This window comes from Polycladomyces subterraneus (assembly GCF_030433435.1).
GTDB classification, from domain to species: Bacteria; Bacillota; Bacilli; order Thermoactinomycetales; family JIR-001; genus Polycladomyces; species Polycladomyces subterraneus.
In genome coordinates this window covers 13,218-30,736 of sequence record NZ_JANRHH010000019.1, presented here as the reverse complement: position 1 = coordinate 30,736, position 17,519 = coordinate 13,218, and the positions used below count along the sequence as shown (strand labels likewise).

14 protein-coding genes are annotated in these 17,519 nt (G+C 48.0%); 3 read left to right on the top strand and 11 right to left on the bottom strand.

Features of this window, described 5'->3' with window-relative positions:
• The first annotated feature begins 161 nt into the window (after positions 1 to 161).
• On the top strand, positions 162 to 2,291 hold the full coding sequence (locus tag NWF35_RS03915) for a sigma-54-dependent Fis family transcriptional regulator (RefSeq protein ID WP_301237768.1): 2,130 nt from the start codon (positions 162 to 164) through the stop codon (positions 2,289 to 2,291).
• Here NWF35_RS03915 and NWF35_RS03910 read toward each other — a convergent pair.
• The 3 genes from NWF35_RS03910 to NWF35_RS16770 form a co-directional block, all read right to left on the bottom strand.
• A complete protein-coding gene (locus NWF35_RS03910) occupies positions 2,288 to 2,722 on the bottom strand; it encodes a MaoC/PaaZ C-terminal domain-containing protein (RefSeq protein ID WP_301237767.1) in 435 nt (144 codons plus the stop codon). The two genes, NWF35_RS03915 and NWF35_RS03910, sit on opposite strands and share 4 nt — an antisense overlap.
• Positions 2,723 to 3,054: 332 nt before the next feature.
• On the bottom strand, positions 3,055 to 3,420 hold the full coding sequence (locus NWF35_RS16775; protein ID WP_363321543.1) for a tyrosine-type recombinase/integrase: 366 nt from the start codon (positions 3,418 to 3,420) through the stop codon (positions 3,055 to 3,057).
• 26 nt (positions 3,421 to 3,446) lie between these two features.
• A complete protein-coding gene (locus tag NWF35_RS16770) occupies positions 3,447 to 4,145 on the bottom strand; it encodes a tyrosine-type recombinase/integrase (RefSeq protein WP_363321542.1) in 699 nt (232 codons plus the stop codon).
• 517 nt (positions 4,146 to 4,662) lie between these two features.
• Between NWF35_RS16770 and NWF35_RS03900 the strand changes: the two genes are divergently transcribed.
• Complete coding sequence (locus NWF35_RS03900; protein ID WP_301237766.1) at positions 4,663 to 4,830, top strand: hypothetical protein; 168 nt, start codon at positions 4,663 to 4,665, stop codon at positions 4,828 to 4,830.
• Between the two features lie 1,102 nt (positions 4,831 to 5,932).
• Here the strand turns inward: NWF35_RS03900 and NWF35_RS03895 are convergent.
• The 8 genes from NWF35_RS03895 to NWF35_RS03860 form a co-directional block, all read right to left on the bottom strand.
• Complete coding sequence (locus NWF35_RS03895) at positions 5,933 to 6,904, bottom strand: ROK family protein (protein WP_301237765.1); 972 nt, start codon at positions 6,902 to 6,904, stop codon at positions 5,933 to 5,935.
• 96 nt (positions 6,905 to 7,000) lie between these two features.
• Positions 7,001 to 10,135: an alpha-mannosidase gene (locus NWF35_RS03890; RefSeq protein WP_301237852.1), complete on the bottom strand. Its 3,135-nt coding sequence runs from the start codon at positions 10,133 to 10,135 to the stop codon at positions 7,001 to 7,003.
• A gap of 32 nt (positions 10,136 to 10,167) precedes the next feature.
• On the bottom strand, positions 10,168 to 11,016 hold the full coding sequence (locus NWF35_RS03885; protein ID WP_301237764.1) for a carbohydrate ABC transporter permease: 849 nt from the start codon (positions 11,014 to 11,016) through the stop codon (positions 10,168 to 10,170).
• A gap of 13 nt (positions 11,017 to 11,029) precedes the next feature.
• Positions 11,030 to 11,926 (bottom strand): carbohydrate ABC transporter permease, encoded by an 897-nt coding sequence (locus NWF35_RS03880; protein WP_301237851.1) that lies wholly within the window; start codon positions 11,924 to 11,926, stop codon positions 11,030 to 11,032.
• Positions 11,927 to 12,062: 136 nt separating this feature from the next.
• Positions 12,063 to 13,415 (bottom strand): extracellular solute-binding protein, encoded by a 1,353-nt coding sequence (locus tag NWF35_RS03875; protein WP_301237763.1) that lies wholly within the window; start codon positions 13,413 to 13,415, stop codon positions 12,063 to 12,065.
• A gap of 236 nt (positions 13,416 to 13,651) precedes the next feature.
• On the bottom strand, positions 13,652 to 14,797 hold the full coding sequence (locus NWF35_RS03870; RefSeq protein WP_301237762.1) for an ROK family transcriptional regulator: 1,146 nt from the start codon (positions 14,795 to 14,797) through the stop codon (positions 13,652 to 13,654).
• Positions 14,798 to 15,043: 246 nt separating this feature from the next.
• Positions 15,044 to 15,184 (bottom strand): hypothetical protein, encoded by a 141-nt coding sequence (locus NWF35_RS03865; protein WP_301237761.1) that lies wholly within the window; start codon positions 15,182 to 15,184, stop codon positions 15,044 to 15,046.
• Between the two features lie 281 nt (positions 15,185 to 15,465).
• Positions 15,466 to 16,377, bottom strand: coding sequence for an aldo/keto reductase (locus NWF35_RS03860; RefSeq protein WP_301237760.1), 912 nt, complete (start codon positions 16,375 to 16,377; stop codon positions 15,466 to 15,468).
• Positions 16,378 to 16,643: 266 nt separating this feature from the next.
• Here NWF35_RS03860 and NWF35_RS03855 point away from each other — a divergent pair, with 266 nt between their 5' ends.
• Positions 16,644 to 17,507, top strand: a complete 864-nt coding sequence (locus tag NWF35_RS03855; protein WP_301237759.1) for a carbon-nitrogen hydrolase family protein — start codon at positions 16,644 to 16,646, stop codon at positions 17,505 to 17,507.
• Positions 17,508 to 17,519: the final 12 nt, after the last annotated feature.

Sequence of the window (17,519 nt, the reverse complement as noted above, 5' to 3'; positions counted from 1 at the left end):
GAACTCCCTCCCTAAAGACACTTTCGCCCTATGTTATACGCATAAACCATGCCAATACTTCAAGGGGAAAAGTGGGGCCTCATTTGTACAAACAATCAGACAAATGTGTTATAATTTACACAGTTGTATGATTATAATGAATATTCTGGGGGGTGAATCAGGTGAAAATCGCAGACGATTACATGCAGCAACCGATCGTATTGCGCTCTTACCACAAGGTTTCCGATGTGCTGAAAGCCTTTTTAAAGCACCGTTTGGACATTGCCTGTGTGTTGGACGAGAGGGACAAGCTGGTCGGCATCGTCAGCAAATACGCCTTATACCGTGCCCTTTTAAAAGGAGCTGACCTAAACTCCTCTATCACACCCCTCATCCGCAAAGAAGTGGTTACTTTGGACGCCAAGGCTACCATCCATAAAGCCAAGGATGTCCTCCTTTCTAACGACGTGGGTCACGGTGTCGTGGTGGACGAAGGGGGACGGGTGCAGGGGACCATGGGCAAATCAGACATCATCCGCGGGTTTCTGCATCACAGTGAGCTGCTTGTGAACCAGCTGACCAGTCTGATAGAACACCTGCAGGATGGCGTAATCGCCATCGACAGCAATCTGCGTGTCGTCATCTTCAATCACGCCGCCGAAAGCATGTTTGGCATATCCCGAAAGGCGGTCATCGGGGAGACGATCCACCGTTGTTTTCCCGAATTGGGTCCGGATTTGGAAAAGACGTTGGTGGACCGCGCTTTGGCAAAACCCCGACAAAAAAAAATCGGGCAAAACACCGTCATCGCTTCCTTCATCCCCATCTCCTATTTCGAAGAAAGAGGGGGCGCGATGGCGGTGCTGCAGGATGTCACCGCCTTGGAAGCCATCGCACAAGAGCTGGAAAGCACGAAAAATTTACAGCACACACTGCAGCACGCCGTCGCCCAGTCCTATGACGGAATCATTATCACTGACACCCATGGAAGAATCGCGGTGGCCAACGATGCTTTTTTAGATCTATTTGACCTGAAAATGGAAGAAGTCAGGGGCAAGCCCTGGTCGGAAGTCGTCCCAGAGTGTTCGCTGGAGACCGCAATGCACCAGCTAAAAATCAAACGGGAGGTCAAGACGGTCCGGGGAAAGACCTGTGTATTCATCCAGGAGCCCATCATCCGCTCGGGTAAGCACCTGGGAGTCATCGCCAAGATAATATTCCACCAGCTGGAACAGTGGAGAAACGTGTTCCGCCGCATCGAGCAGCTAGAAAGCGAGCGCGATTATTACCGGGATCAATACCAGCGGATCACTCGCCATTCGGATGCCTTCAACGGTATCATCAGCTTGGACCCGGCCATGGAACGGTTGAAAAAAGAAGCCTCCCTCGCAGCCAGGAGCGCCTCCACCGTTATCATTACTGGGGAGAGCGGCACGGGGAAGGAGCTGTTTGCCGAAGCGATTCACAGGGAGTCGGGGCGACCAGGGCAATTTATCAAGGTGAATTGTGCCGCCGTCCCGGCTGAGCTGTTGGAATCGGAGTTTTTTGGCTATGCGGAGGGAGCCTTTACCGGAGCGCGCCGCGGGGGTAAGCCTGGGAAGTTTGAACTGGCGGACAAAGGCACTCTTTTTCTGGACGAGATCGGGGACATGCCTTTGTCCTTGCAGGCCAAACTGCTGCGGGTTCTGCAGGAACAAGCGTTTGAGCGTGTAGGTGATGTAAAGACGCGGAAGGTGGATGTCCGCATCATCGCTGCGACCAACAAAAACCTTGAGCAGATGGTAAGGGAAGGATCCTTTCGTGAAGATTTGTACTACCGCATCAACGTGATCCACCTCCATATCCCCCCTTTGCGGGAACGGATGGGGGATTTTCCTGTATTGTGCGAACACCTGATCAAAAAGCTGAATAAGAAGATGAACAAGCATGTGATCGGGATTACACCCCAGGCCCTCTCGCTGCTACAGGTCTATTCTTGGCCCGGCAACGTACGGCAGCTGGAAAACGTCATCGAGCGGGCTATGAACATGGAGCTGGAAGGGTGGATCGAGCCGGAGCACCTGCCCGAAGAGATCCGGCTCGCCCCGGTCCGGGATGCCGCCGTCTCCTCGGACAAAACCAAGGCTGAAGATGTTTCATCTTATCATCTGTCCAAGGAGTCCTGGGAGCGGCATTGCATCCTAGAGGCACTGAAGGAAGCGAAGGGGAGTCGTACGAAAGCCGCCCGGCTTCTGGGGGTCAGCCGTTCCACCCTATACTACAAGATGCGCAAGTTGGGCATTAAATCGGAAGTGGAGTATCGTCTCACCTAGGGCCGCTTGTACATCAAAACCTTCATGATGGAGACCGCCGCCGTCTCCCCTGTCTGCTTTTTCACCGCGGAACACAGGGTAACAACCCCGTGTTTTCCCTTGTCCGTTTTTTCCACCACTTCGTTTTCTACATAAATAGTGTCCCCGATAAAGGTGGGAGCGGTGAAACGGACCTGATCCATCCCGTAGAAGGCCGCGATATACCCCGGCTCCATCTTATTCAGCCCTGTAGCTGCGGAGAGGACCAGCATGCCGTGGGCGATCCGACGGCGAAAAGGGGACTTTTCCGCCCACTCCGCATCCGTGTGTAAAGGATACCAATCCCCGGAGAATGAGGCGAAATTGACAATATCCGCTTCTGTGATCGTCCGTCCCCGGGTAGACCGCCACTTCTCCCCGATCTCGTAATCCTCAAAGTACTTGTCAAACATTTCATCCATCCCCTTTCGTTCTTCAATTGCACCGGGGAATGAATGCAAGATATGTGCCAGCCAGAGGAAGCAGGAGCCTTAGGGAGGACAACTTCAGGAAAACGAATCTTTTGGTTTAAACTATGGTGTACGTTTATTCCCGTTTTCTGCAGCTCCCGATACAGAACCGATTTGCTAAACTCCAGTTTAACGCAAATCTCCTTTACCGTCTTTTCCTTCTTGGGTTGAATGCAAAAAGGGTAATGATCGCTTAGGGAACCGTAAGGTTCTTGTTACCAATGTTTACCATGCCCATTGTAAATATATTGACCACAAGTCCCAGTTCATCACTGTCACGCAATTTTCTCCACCTCAGCCTGAAGATCCTCTCGCGTTGCCTGGATATAAATCATTGTGGTGTCCAAACTGTCATGACCCATGATTTGTGCCAGCCGATGTAGCGGCGTTTTTTCAGGCATCACGTACCCAAACCGGTGCCGAAGATCGTGAGCACTGAATCCCTCCAATCCGGCCAGACGCATGTATTTTTTGATCAAATGCCGCAGGGCTCGTTCCGTCAAGCGCTTCCCAGTCTTTTCTGACAAAAACATGTACTCGACGTCGGCCGGCAAAGTGTCCAAGTATACGGTCAATGATTCCCGGACTGTAGCGTTAAGCGGCACCTCCCGCTGTTTGTTTCGCTTCCCTGAGCGTACCACAAGTGTCCCGCTCCGTTTCCCTATTGTCACATCCTCAGGTTTAAGTTGCAAACCTCCATTGTGCGTAGTCCCGTATGTAACATAAGCAAAATAATCGTCCGACCCCGCAGTGATCCGTGTTGTTGAACGGCAGCCACCAGGTCTGCTTCTTCCTTATCCGTCATCTGCTGAGGGCTCGTCTTCTCCTCGGGTACCAGCTTCACTGCATCCGCCACATCGATCTTCACCACGCCGGTCTGCTGAGCCCAATCAAAAAATCGCTTCACTGTGTTCAATCGCCGGTTTATCGTCGCCAGCTTTAGGTTTTGGTTCAGATGCATGTACTCCCGATACCGGATCAATGTTTTTGTGGCGATCCCCGCGGGATGAAACAGTGTTTCCTCTTCCCTGTGGCTGTTCCATGTCGCCTCAAACCAATCAGCGATGTGTCGGAGATCGGAAGCGTACTCCTTGAGCGTCTTGGGACTCAAATCCTCTTTGGCTTCCAGATCGGAAACAAAACGATCAATCCACCCTTGAGCTTGTTCTGAGACTTCGAGCTTTTTAAAAGGGCGGGCAAAACCGATCTGAGCCGCGCCGGGACCACCGTGCAGAAATAACAAAACCGGATGGCTTTTGTTTGTACCGCGGATCATCACCCATTGATCCACTTTACCAATTTTCACCTTGTCTAGAACATAAATTCCTTCAGCAGATTTTTTTGCGGGCGTTCTTCTCCTCAGCATCGTTTTGTTACCCCTCAATCTCATTTATCTATGTGCTCTGCTACTTTGGAGTATCCTATGAGTCCAGTCGCATTGGCTTGCATACTCTTTTTTTCATCTTCCTCGTCTTTTGCTCTTTTCCTCTTCGACACGTCTTCCGTTCAATCAGGGGAATTTACCAATACCCCCTGCCCGTAAAGTTGCCGTTGTGACCTGCATGGATGCAAGGCTGGATCCATTGGCGTTTTTGAATGCACAGCTTGGTGACATTCAACCACTCTTTTTCCAGAGTTTCCGAATCGTTGCCGTACCCTTTGTTCTGATCAATAGGGGTTTAGTCCGAGATACGTGTAAAATATAAGGTTTCGTTAGTGAACAATAACAAATCTCACCAGATCCCTTGGAATAATGGCTTTTTAATTTAACATAATTTTTAAAAATGATAAATAAATAAAATTATTTATGCAAGACGGACATCTGTTGTTTACCGGAAGGGAGTTAGCCAAGTTACTTACCATCCTTTAGAAAGGGGGCTTTTATGAAAGATCGTTATATAAAGCTCGAAGAGTATATAGAGAAATTGGGCAAGATCATTGAAATTACTCGTATAGAGTTGGAGGAAATTCGTCATGAGATAGAACGGAACAAAATGAACAAAAAAATTGACGAAGCTAGGGCCGAGTCAAAAGCCGATGGGGATCTCTGATAGCTAGGAGGCGCAGGAGGATGTGTAAGGGGTACGGCAACAAAAACAAAAAGAGGACAGAAAAACCCCAGCAATACACTGGGCAAGTAAAATCCACAATGTGGGTCCAATCCCATTTACCAATGTATCAAAAGGCCATTGTGTTGGAATAATAATGACGAATTGTTTGCGTAAAGATAAAATAAAATAAAAGCAGGTCGAGAGATCGGGCCAACCTCTCGACCATCAAGCAAGTGTACGCACGATAGCCGCATATGCGGATCAGTCGCTGGATAGTCTCCATAGAAAAAAGCCCTAACTACCCAAGGCAGGCGCCAACCTTAACGCTTGGGAGCGCGGGGCTTTTTTCGTTTGTTGGGGGGAATGAGTAGTTGTCGTATCTCTAGGAGAGTTTTGACCGCGGTCATTAAACTGACCACGATCCCTACCAGCAAAAAGTTTGTGTTGACTATGTTCAGCGCCGCTCACCTCCTTTCGGGGGCCACGATTCCCCACACGGCACCCGCCTGCGTACAACAAAATTTTAACACAGTTCTTTTTTAATTAGGATAAAAAAGATCGAATCTTCACTAGATGAAAGCTGCGATTCAGAATGTTCAATGGGCGCACGAACCGTACAGAGGATGTTTTCGGAGTAATACCAGCGGAAGCTAAAGTAGATTACATTCTAGGGTGGCTGTTTTCGTAATTACATAAAAAACCTCCACGATTTTGTGGAGGTGAGTTGTGGGAAGCTAGTTACTCAATATTATGATTAAACCCCGATCAAGGGGAATATTCATCTCCTGCCTTAAACTCGCTCTATGAGGGTCTTTTATTTTCCCGCAAAACAAAAGCACCCCGGGAGGAAGGCGGAAAGTCCGGATCGTCACCCCGCCTCGATGAGAGAGGTGAATGTAGATCCTGTTGATTCTACAGCAAGTACAATAAAACAAAGCCGGAAGGGATGCCTTCCGGCTTTTTAGAAGCGCCTTGATTCATCAGGTTAAATAACCAAAAATGGAATATATTAATCGGGTTTGGATATCGACCTCATGCCTTCCCCATTTGCTACGTGCTGACTCAAATACATATCGACTCCAGAAACACTCGCATGTTCCTCTCAATCCGTCCAAAGTGCCGCCGCGCCCAATACGCCGGCATCCTCTCCCAATGCGGCTGACTCCACTTCACACGTTCCTCGAAACGGCGCCATCAGATAACTGTCCAACTGTTCTTGCAACAAGGGGAACAGCACATCGACGGCACGACTGACACCGCCGCCCACTACGATTTTCCCTGGATTGAAAATATGAATCACGTTGGATAACCCGATCGCCAAGTAACGTGCTGTTTGACGAACAATAATCTCGGCATGGGCATCTCCCATTCGATACGCTTCAAACACATGTTCCGCGCGGACCACCTCACCATCTTCCGCAGTCAGTGAATGAATCAACGACGACGGATCCGTCGTTTGACCGAATTTCGCAATGGCCGTACCCGACACCAGCGACTCCAGACACCCTTGTCTGCCGCACCCGCAAGGCGGACCTTCCGGATCGACAATCGTATGGCCAATCTCTCCGGCAAACGTATTTTCGCCGCGATACAACTGGCCGTCCAATACCAAACCGCTGCCCACACCCGTGCTCACGGTCAAGTAAATCATCGTGCCCTGCCTTTGACCAGCACCGAACCAATACTCTCCCCACGCGGCGGCATTGGCGTCATTCTCCAGCTTGACGGGTATGCCCAAACGATCCTCCAGTGCCTGGCGCAACGGTACATTCACCCATCCGGGCAGATTGGGGGGAGAAAACACTACACCCGAACGGGAATCAAGCGGACCGGGCACAGCCACCCCGACTCCTTTCACGGAGGAGCGCACACCGTCCGTCAACTTGACAATTGTTTCGACCAGTCTGTCAATAACTGCTTGCGGTCCTTGTTCCACCCGTGTCTCCAACCGAATGCGGCGCAAAATGGAACCGTCTTTATCCACCAATGCCCCGGCGATTTTGGTGCCGCCCAAATCAATCCCCACATATAAACCTTTCATATCAATTCCACAGCCAGCTTCCGGCTCCGACACACCTCCTTATCCCGATACTTCCGATGAAGTAGTGTTGAAAATGAGATACAGCAAGATCACTAGTAAACCAAACATTTTCAAACTAAAAGTGCTGTATTACCTCCGTACCATGTCCACCATAAACGTTTTGATCTCATAAGGTTTGATGTGGAAACGAATCACAGGCTCGGTCGACTGCTCACCGATCACCCGTTCCATCAGGTCGCATTCCTGCCAGTAGCGAATGGGCAGGTCACTGTAAATCTCAACAGGACCTCTTCTGCCTGAGAACTCATGTACACGCAAGACTATTTTGTCGTGATCTTCCGCTTTTTTCACGGCATCCACCATTACATGGTCGACAGACAGACGGAAAAGTGAGAATTCTGGCTGTATGGACTCTCCCTGCACATAGGTCAACGGATTGTTCAGTGCCCATGCCTCTTGTACGGTATTTCCCTCCATCCAGTCACCACGATGTGGCAGCAAAGAATACGTGAACACATGTTTTCCCTGATCTGCCTCTACATCCGGATACACTGCCGACTTGATCAAAGAAAGTCGAATCACGTTATCCTTTATGTCGTGACCGTACTTGCAATCATTTAGCAGACTTACACCGTATCCCCGCTCTGACAAGTCCACCCACTGGTGCCCAACAGTCTCGAAGCGGGCGTAATCCCAGCTTGTATTCCAGTGAGTTGGCCGTTTTACGTTCCCAAATTGGATATCATAAGTTGCCTCGGTTGCTCGAACCGCAACAGGAAACGCCACTTTCATCAACTGTTGCCGCTCATGCCAATCGACGGTCGTGGCAAAATCGATCCTCCGGCTGTCACGATACACAATCAAGTCTTGTACGATTGATGAGTCCATGTACGTCCATTCAAACCGGACAACGGCGCGCAACGGGCCGACTTCGGTCACCTTAACCGATTTCAGATCATGAACCTCGCGCATCTTTTCCTGGTAATATAAGTCTATATCCCACGCTTCGTATTGCATCGGTTTGTCTTCAAAAACCTGAAACACGTTGCCGCGAGCTCCGTCTGCCAAAACTTCACGCTCCGCACCCCGGTCATACACTTTTACAAGTTGGCCCTGTTCGTTCCATTCAATCTCGTAATGCGGCGTAATGATTCCTGACGGGCGAACTTCAAATGGAATCTTCTCCGCCGAATCTTGATGGCCTGTCTCAAATTTGATTTCTGTAAATCCCATAGACGGTAATTCCGGAACCTTAACAACCCAGTAATCCCCTGAGCGCTGCGCCTCAAGCACTTCCCCTTTTGCATTTCGCCATTGTCCCATTTCCATTCCGGACTGGAGAGGGATGACAACCAGATCTGTACGCTTCCAAGGCGAAGAGTTGAAAACCGTAAATGTGCGTGAAGATCTTCCGGACGTGAGGGAGGCAGCAGAATTGTTCCACACCTCACGAGCAATCCTTTCCGCTTCTTGATATTCCAGTCGGCTATCTTCGTAAACCTCGCGAATAGAGGATCCGGGTATAATGTCATGGAACTGGTTCCGTAAAACAATCTTCCATCCTTCGTTGATGTCTGCCTGCCGGTAAGCTGACCACCCTGATCCCAGTACACTGCTCAATACGCTAAGCCATTCCGTCTCGCGATAAAGAAGCTCCATCTTGCGATTCATACGTTTGTTGTAAGCCTGGCTTGTATATGTTCCACGGTGGTATTCAAGATAAAGCTCACCATCCCATGTGTGGACATATTGATCCGTGTTCGCGACGAGTTCCTGCAATTCCTTAAAGAACTCATCCACTCGTCCAGTAGTTACCATCGGCAATCCTGGGATATCATGCAACCGCCGGCGCATTTCCAACATCTCACGGTTGACGCCACCACCGCCGTCCCCATATCCATAAGAGAGCAGCAATTCCTGATTAACTTCTTTGTCCTGGTATTCATCCCAAATTCCCTGAACCGTTGCTGGGGTAATTAGCCCGTTATACGTGTAATACCCCCGATCGGAGTCCGGTTCCGGGGTCGTGATGAAGTGAGCCAATACTTCTGTCCCGTCGATACCCCGCCATTTAAACGTGTCATGTGGCATTCGATTGTATTGATTCCAACTGATTTTTGTCGTCACAAAAGTATCGATTCCAGATTTCTTCAAAATCTGGGGCAAAGCCCAGCTGTATCCGAACACATCAGGAAGCCACAAGTATGTGCATTCCACTCCAAATTCCTCGCGCAGGAATCTGGTTCCCATAAGAAGCTGCCGGACCAGTGATTCACCAGAGGTTAAGTTGCAGTCTGCCTCTAACCACATCCCCCCGGCTGCTTCCCATCGTCCTTCTTTCACACGGGAGCGAATCTGCTCATAGATTTCGGGATAATCTCTCTTGATGTATTCATATAACTGAGGCTGTGTTTGAAGAAAGACATACTCAGGGAATTTTTCCATCAAACGCAAAACAGTGGAAAATGAACGGGCCACTTTTTCCCTAGTATGCTTTAACCTCCAAAGCCATGCCACGTCAATATGGGTATGGCCAATGCATCGGACTGTGACCGGGTGAATTTTTTTCATATTTTTCAATTCAGATCGCAAGAGATCCCGAGCTTCTGAAACTGAGTTGTAGAAGCGATCAGAACCGGGCCGGGACCAGTCAATTTCACGAAATGCCCGGTCGAGGGCAGTCAGTAGCGCCAGACGTTCCGGTCGGCCTTCGTCTAATAGTTTCACAGTCTCCAGTGTGGCCTTTGCGGTAAAGTACAGATCATCGACAACTTCATCAAGCCATGTCAGCTCTGCACGTTGTAACCGGTGTTCCTGTGGCGTGGGTTTCCCACCACCCTCGAGACCAGACCAGAGACGAAACGTAAGTTCAATCGTTGAACCCGCAACATCCTGTGGGAGGAAAACTTCTTGATGGTTTGAATCTACTCCCTGATACGGGACTCCGTTTACATATAACAGCGATTCAAACCCGGAGTTGTTGCCCCCTCCGGTGCACCCGAAATCAAACCTCCCGAGGATTTGACGCCCCTTCCAGTTCGCTGGAACGTCGATCTTTGCAGCAAGCCAGGCATAGAGGTCGCGTCCTGTCCACCGGTCTCCAAGCTTAATAGTGCTCCAGTTCCCTTCCTTAGGTGGACGGGCACCTACCTCCCCTTTTTCGTCTATCAAAAACCGGAAAGTTGGTATGGCAATAGCTTCTCGGTACCGGTATTCAGATAACTCCTGAATTCGATTGGCCAATTTTTCTTCAGTCCAAAACATATGACATCCATCCTCCATGGATTGTTTTATTCTCAGCCTTTTGTGGCACCGCTAAAGTTAAATCCTTCCGACATATATCGTTGTCCCAGTATATAAAGGGTTACTGCAGGGATCGTGTAAAGGAGTGAAAACGCTGCCAGTTTTCCGTACTCAACAAGTCCGTATTGGCCAAAAAACTGGTAAATGCTCACCGAAGCGGGCAGTTTCTCTGGACTCTGTATCAGTATATAAGGGACAAAAAAGTTTCCCCAGCTACTTGCAAACGTAAAAATCATCACCGTAAAAATACCAGGCAGCATCAGCGGGGCAACAACTAATCTCAACCCCTGCCAGACAGATGCTCCGTCACACCAAGCTGCTTCTTCCAGTTCTATCGGTACCGAATCCATAAAGTTTTTCATGATCCAGATCGCGTACGGAAGTGCAGACGCGGTTAAAAATAACATGGTGCCAATCAGCGAGTCCTGAAACTGCAACAAAGCAAACATTTGGTACACGGGAACCATCACCGCAGTGAGAGGAAGACTGGTTGAAAATAGGATCACGTACATGAACGGTCTTTTGTATTTCAACTGGTATCTAGACAACGGATAGGCTGCAAGCCCAGCCACGATTACGACCAAAACGGACTGACCCAACGAAAGAAACAATCCGTTCATGAAAGATCTCTGATTAGCCTCATCTGTCAAGATGGATACAAAGTTTCCAATCGTTGCTTGCGGAATTCGAATAGATAGCGTAGCGTGCGCGTCAAAAGCGGCAAAAATCACCCACAGCAACGGTACGACAAACAATATGCCAATCAGGCTAAGAATCAAATAGGGGATGACCCTACCCATGAAATAGAAATTCCAGCGTATTCTGTTCCCTCTAGTTGCCATGGCACTCCACCTTTCATATTTTTACTTTGAGCAATCGAATATAGAGAATACTTGCAATAATGCCTATAAGTAAAAGGATGAGAGAAATTGCCGTTCCGTATCCCAACTGATAGTTGACGAAAGCCTGATGGTACATAAAAATCGGCAGTGTTTCCGTTGCGATTCCAGGTCCTCCGCCCGTTAAGGCATAAATCAGTGTGAATACGCCCAATGTCTGCAACGTAATAAGCACCATGTTTGTCATGATCGAACCGCGGATCATTGGGAGGATCACCCGCCACAGGCGCTGCCAGCCTGTTGCGCCATCAATCATCGCGGCCTCCTCAATCTCTTTTGGAACATCTCCCAATGCTGCCTGGAAAACAAGCATCGAAAATGCAGTTCCATGCCAAATGTTTGCAATAATGACACAGACCATTGGAAACTGGTGCAGCCATGCCACAGGTTTTAACCCTAACCATCCTAGCACTGTATTCGCTGTACCCTGATCACCAAAGAATGCGAACCAAACGAACGCGACGACAATCTCGGGCGTGACCCAACCAGCAAGAACGAGAACGCCGATAATACGCCGAAACGAACGCGACCGTTCCCGCATCAGCAAAGCTAGAATAAACCCAAGGATTTGCTGTCCGATGATCGCTGAAAAAACAAGGAAGACAATCGTATTCGTGACACTAGTATAGAAAGTAGGATCGGAAAACATTGAGGTAAAATTTTTAAAACCGACAAACTCAATGTTACGTGAAGCTACTCCTGTCAGGGACATATTTGTGAACGCAAAAAAGAATGTCATTAGAATCGGACCAAAGAAAAACAGAAGAAGCAACACCCAAGACGGTAACAAAAAAAGAAACGACCGTAGATAGATATTTCCTGTCAATCCACTTTTTGAAATCAAGCCTCCCAACGTTCTCTTCGTATTTTTCTCGAGTGTCACATCCACGATCTATTCTCCCCCTTGTAACTGGTGGGGCATAATCGCCGCTTTCTGGAACGGCGATTATGCCTTCCGAACTAGACTGAAACACGCACCTAAGACTAGTTCACTTGCTTACTACCTTGTCAGTTCCGACGACCCTTGTAACGTTTTGGGCATATTGATCCATCGCCTGTTTAGGAGGAAGAGAACCAGTCACAACGGCTTCTACCGTAGTTTGAATCTGGGTAGAGACAGCCGGATATTGGTCAACAGCAGGCCGGAAATGAGTAAATTCCAAAAATTTTGTCGCCTGATTAAAAATGCCCTCTGCTTTATATTCGTGATCGTTTGCAACATCCTTACGGGTTGTCAAGTCACCTGATTTGAGAGAATATTCTTTCTGATATTTCTTGCTGGTTGCAAGTTTAATAAACTCCCATGCGAGCTCCTTATTTTTTGCCATTGAAGGAATCGAGAGAGCCCAACCACCCGACATTGAAGTGAATCCCGGGGCCTGACCGTTTTGGGTCGGCATTGCGGTGAATTGATAAACTTTTGTCCCCTCCGGCCAGGGGGTAGGACCATCTTTTCTCCAGGTGCTCGGTATCCAGTTACCATTCAGCACAATGCCGACTTTTTCTTTCGGCATCAGTTGCGTTACCAATATGTCACCCGCTTGGCCAGTCAACACCTGAGACAATTGAGGACCTAAACCTTTTGAGTAAATCGTCTGGATAAACTTGAGGGAATTCAGAAAACCAGGGCTCTTGACGATCCATTTCCCGCTTTTAGAATCGTAAAGCGTGTCATTAGTACCGTATAGCAACATTTCAAAGGTCTGCATACTGGTGGCTTCACCAGATGCCTTCCCCGAATTCGCCCAGAACGGGACCACACCTGGAACTTTTTTCTTGATCGTTTGGGCCGCTGTCAGGATGTCATTCCAGTTTTTCGGCTGCCAAGGAACAGGCAAACCGGCTTTTTTGAAAATGTTTACGTTATAAAAAAGCCCTCGTGTATCTGTGCTATAGGGGACACCGTAAATCTTTCCATCGTTGGCTGTAACGCCATTCTTCACTCCATCAAAAAAGTTTTCCCAATCGGACCATCCTTTTACCTTGTCATCCAGTGGTTCTAAATATCCAGCTTTTGCATCTGAGTTCACCATAAAGGTGTCCTCTGTTACCACATCAGGCGCTGTATCCTCTGACTTCATCATCAGGGCGATCTTAGCAAACCAATCGGCCTCCGATGCCTGAACCGGTACTAATTGCACTTTAGCGCCGGGATGCTGTTGTTCAAATTCTGCCTTGACGACATTTAACCACTCTGTCAGTGCCTTGCCATTGGCACCAAAATCCCGATAAGCCACTTTAACCATGTTACCGTTTTGAGCTTCCTGACTACTACAAGCAGTTGAAACTATCAGCAGCAAAATTGCCGCAAGAGCCAAAAGGCTTTTCTTGGAAATAGACATTTGCAATCCTCCTCAGCTTAGTGATCATCGCCCGATTTGGTCGCTATTTATGTTTAACAGAACTAGTTTTCCAGGAGTCTATTCGACGAAACCATCAAAGGATTATACAAAATACCCGTTCATCGGACAGACTCCTCGACTAGTTCTGTAGAATCCCCTTTTCCATTGCACCGTATATTTCTGAAATCTCCCTTTGTGAAAGCACATGCTCTTGATGAAAGCCCTTTCATAACACCCTATAAGGATGTGATATCATGAAACATCTTCTCAAATGCAAAAACAGCGGCACCGATTGCTCCCGACAATTCGCCTAACTTTGCGCGTTCAATCTTAATCCGGTGAGAAAAATCAGGCAAAATTCTCCGTTTAGCTGTTTGTCTCGCATGCTCAAAATAGACATCACATCTCGTGGCGATATCCCCTCCAAGAATCACCATTTCGGGATTGAATATATTGCACAGATTTGCTATCGCAACCCCCAGATAGCTTCCCGCCTGTGCAAGATGCTCATTGACCGTATTGTCTCCTTGTGCGGATAATTCAAGAATTTTGTCAAAAGGAACAGGATAACCGAATTCTTGTGCAATTTTTTTTTCGATCACCGCTCTCGATGCCATCGCTTCCAAACAACCCCAAGTTCCGCAATTACATTCCGTACCGTTGACGTCGATCGATATGTGGCCAATTTCACCGGCCCCATTCAAAAAACCCCGGTACACTTCACCGTTAATGATAATGCCTCCGCCGATCCCTACATCGATGATTATGTAGATCAGATGTTGTATCCCGGCTCCTGTGCCAAATCGACTTTCGCCAAGAGCAGCTGCGTTCGCATCTTTCTCCAGATGACAGGCTACTTGGAATTCATGCTGTAACATATCGCGGAACGGTACATTTTTCCACCCAGGCATGTTGGGAGGAGAAATGATCACTCCAGTTTTGTCATCGATCGGTCCTGGAGTTGATGCTCCAATCCCCCCTATCCGTTTGAATTCCACATTGTTTTCATTCAGGATCCTGTCAACCAAAATCCGAATCTGGCGAATTACTGAATCCGGGCCCTGTCGCACATTGATCAGTTCGGTCCGGGAATCCAGCACTTTGCACTGAAAGTCGGTCAATACGCAAACAAGTTTCTCAACTTGCACATCAACGCCGAGAAACACGTAGGCAGAAGAATTGATTCCGAACAAAACCGGCTTGCGTCCGCCGTTTGACTCCGCATAGCCCAATTCCTGAACCAATCCTTCTTCGACTAACTCGGTCAAAAGGTTGGACACTGTAACAAAGGTTAATTGTGTTCGGGAAGCTATCTCTGCCTTTGTGAGCGGTGAAGACTTTATCAAGGATCGCAAAATGGAAGCCTTATTAATGTTTTTCAACGTTACGGAACTTCCACCAGAAGGAACGTGTAGCATTCAAACAACCATCCATTCAAAAGTTGTTATTAAAAGCGTTTTGATAACTATATACTAAACAATATTAACTGATTCGTCAATATATTTAGATAGTATTATGCGCTTTGGGAATAATATGGAATATCCTCAGGGGAATCGTTACGGGCAAAATTAAGCGATCCCTTTCAATATGGGATGGTAAAATGTGTAGAGTTCTCTGGTTTGATAGAATCAAAATAAAAAGAGTGTCACTGCAATGGCGGCCAAACCGGCCAAGATGCGACTGATCAGCAAAATGATGCAAGACGATGCCAAGCAAATCAGCACGTTGGCTATAGCAAACACAGCAAGCCCGTGGCAATGATGCTTCATCTCCTTATCATGTCAACAGGGAGCCCCATCCTGGGAGTACCCACGACGTTCATGATGAAACTGAGCGTTTGTCGTCCCAGTCGTGCACGTCCTACATTATCGCATCATTGAAAAGAAGTAACCCGCCCTGTGGTCTGACAACCCGGGCGGGTTATTCGTGTCTGGGATCACGAGCCTTTTGCGTGACTCACTGTTCCTTACACTTATATTCCCAGATAACAAGAACACAGGGGTATATTAATCTCTTCCTTACAGAATGGAGGCTATATGCAACAAGAAGGTTACTCGTTTACAATTTCCAGCGCTTTTTGTATCAGATCGTCGGAAATCTCTTGTTCCAATAGATCGATGTTTTGCTGAATCCGTTCAGGCTGTTTGGTACCAACCAGGATGGAGCTAATTCCCTGATTCCGGTACAGGAATTGAAGCGCCAGGGCAGCTAATTTGTCACCGTCCCCTCCGACTAGTTCCAAAAGGGCGAGCACTTTTTTCTTGTGCGCAAACTCTTCATTCAGATGCGGCAACACACGCGAGGATAACAGACCAGTAGCGAGCCCGGAACGAATAAAGACGCCGATTCCTTTTTTCAGGCAAAGGGCGATGTTTTGTTCATTGGTTTGATCAAGAAGGTTATATCCCAATTGCATCACGTCAAAATCGCCCGACTCGATTAAGTGGGTGGCCAATTCCCCGTCGATCGAAGCGCCAAGGTAGCGGATTTTCCCTTCCTTTTGCGCATCTTTCATCGCGGCCAGGGTTTCCCCGGCTTCAATCACTTGTTCCGGATTGGGCCCAAAGTGGATTTGCATGATGTCGATCACATCCGTTTGCAATCGTTTTAAACTGCGGTCGATCGATTCCTTGACCGCACGGTAGGAAAAATCGTAATACGTATCCGGTTCATTGCTGTGTTCTCCGCATTTGGTGGCGAGAATGAATTCATGGCGGCGGGAGGACAAAAATTTGCCGATTCGCTCTTCACTACGATGGTAAGCGCTAGCCGTATCGATGAGATTGATCCCCAAGTCCAGAACAGTGTGGAGCACTTTTCCTGCTTGTTTTTCATCAGGCTTTTGTCTTTCCCGGCTATCCCCTAGGCCCCAGTCTCGCCCGATTTCCAAAGCGCCGAAGCCTAAGAAGGTAACCGATGTGCCCATGCGCGGAATTTCTCTTTTTTCCAATGCTTTTTTCATATTTTTCCCCTCCGGAATGCTCCCTTTATGAAAATGACAGGGTGAAACATAGTGATCGCCATAAATGTAGCGAATTGCCATGCTTCTGGCAACAAGATGGCGAAAATAGGTAAAATTCTATTAATTGTAAGTAGCTTGGTGTTTACTAACCAGACGGTCCGGGGCCCCAGATTTCCGAACAAGCTCTTCGCTCCCATTCAAAGTCCTTGACATTAAACTTTTTTATAGTAGATAATTTCAAAAAACTATTATAAAAGGTGATTAACATGAAAGTTGCTATTTGTCAGATCACACCGAAAACAAATGACAAGAATCGCAACAAACAAAAAATGAAAGAATTTACACTTAATGCGGTTAAGCAAGGTGCTAAACTGGTCGTATTTCCCGAGCTTGCGTTAACAGGCTATAACTGCGGCGATAGGTTTTTTGATCTTGCCGAAACGATTCCCGGTGAATCCACCCAGTTTTTTGCCTCGATTGCAGCGAAACACAAGGCCTATATCATTTGGGGCATGCCGGAGAAAAGCATTGACGGGATTCTTTACAATGCGGCAGCCTTTGTCGGACCGGAGGGTTATATCGGCAAGTGGAGGAAGCATACGCTTCCGGGACACGCCACCGATGAAGCGGGGCCCGGCGCCTTTCCCGACAGGCGGTTTTTCAAAGCAGGTGAGGGTCTCCCGATATTTCACACACCGATAGGGAACATCGGCATTTTGATCTGCTACGACATTTTTTATCCCGAATTGGCGCGTGCTTTGACGTTGAAAGGTGCGGATATCCTTGTTGGTATCTCCGGTTCGCCCAAATTTGAAAAAGAGATCTTCGAGCCGATCGTCAAAGTGCGCGCGATGGAAAATACAGTTTGGTTCATATATACCAATTTGGTTGGCAAGGAAGGAGACACGGAGTACTGGGGCGGCGGCTGCATCATTGGTCCGGGGGAAAAGAAGACGAAGGTTCCCGGCAGTCCGATCGTATGTAAAGCGCCCTATGAAGGAGAAAGCATCACCATTGGTGAGGTGGATGTGAAGAAAAACCGGGAGATCCGCCCTTACTTCCCCGTATTGAGAGATTTAACGACCAAAATGTACGAACAATTGGCCGATATTCATCGCAGACTAACGTAAGGGAGTGAGATA

Bases quoted from the DNA above. Each gene is read 5' to 3' on its own strand.
- NWF35_RS03910 (WP_301237767.1), bottom strand. From the start codon at position 2,722: ATGTTTGACAAGTACTTTGAGGATTACGAGATCGGGGAGAAGTGGCGG.
- NWF35_RS16770 (WP_363321542.1), bottom strand. From the start codon at position 4,145: ATGCTGAGGAGAAGAACGCCCGCAAAAAAATCTGCTGAAGGAATTTAT.
- NWF35_RS03900 (WP_301237766.1), top strand. From the start codon at position 4,663: ATGAAAGATCGTTATATAAAGCTCGAAGAGTATATAGAGAAATTGGGC.
- NWF35_RS03890 (WP_301237852.1), bottom strand. From the start codon at position 10,135: ATGTTTTGGACTGAAGAAAAATTGGCCAATCGAATTCAGGAGTTATCT.
- NWF35_RS03885 (WP_301237764.1), bottom strand. From the start codon at position 11,016: ATGGCAACTAGAGGGAACAGAATACGCTGGAATTTCTATTTCATGGGT.
- NWF35_RS03875 (WP_301237763.1), bottom strand. From the start codon at position 13,415: ATGTCTATTTCCAAGAAAAGCCTTTTGGCTCTTGCGGCAATTTTGCTG.
- NWF35_RS03865 (WP_301237761.1), bottom strand. From the start codon at position 15,184: ATGAAGCATCATTGCCACGGGCTTGCTGTGTTTGCTATAGCCAACGTG.
- NWF35_RS03860 (WP_301237760.1), bottom strand. From the start codon at position 16,377: ATGAAAAAAGCATTGGAAAAAAGAGAAATTCCGCGCATGGGCACATCG.
- NWF35_RS03855 (WP_301237759.1), top strand. From the start codon at position 16,644: ATGAAAGTTGCTATTTGTCAGATCACACCGAAAACAAATGACAAGAAT.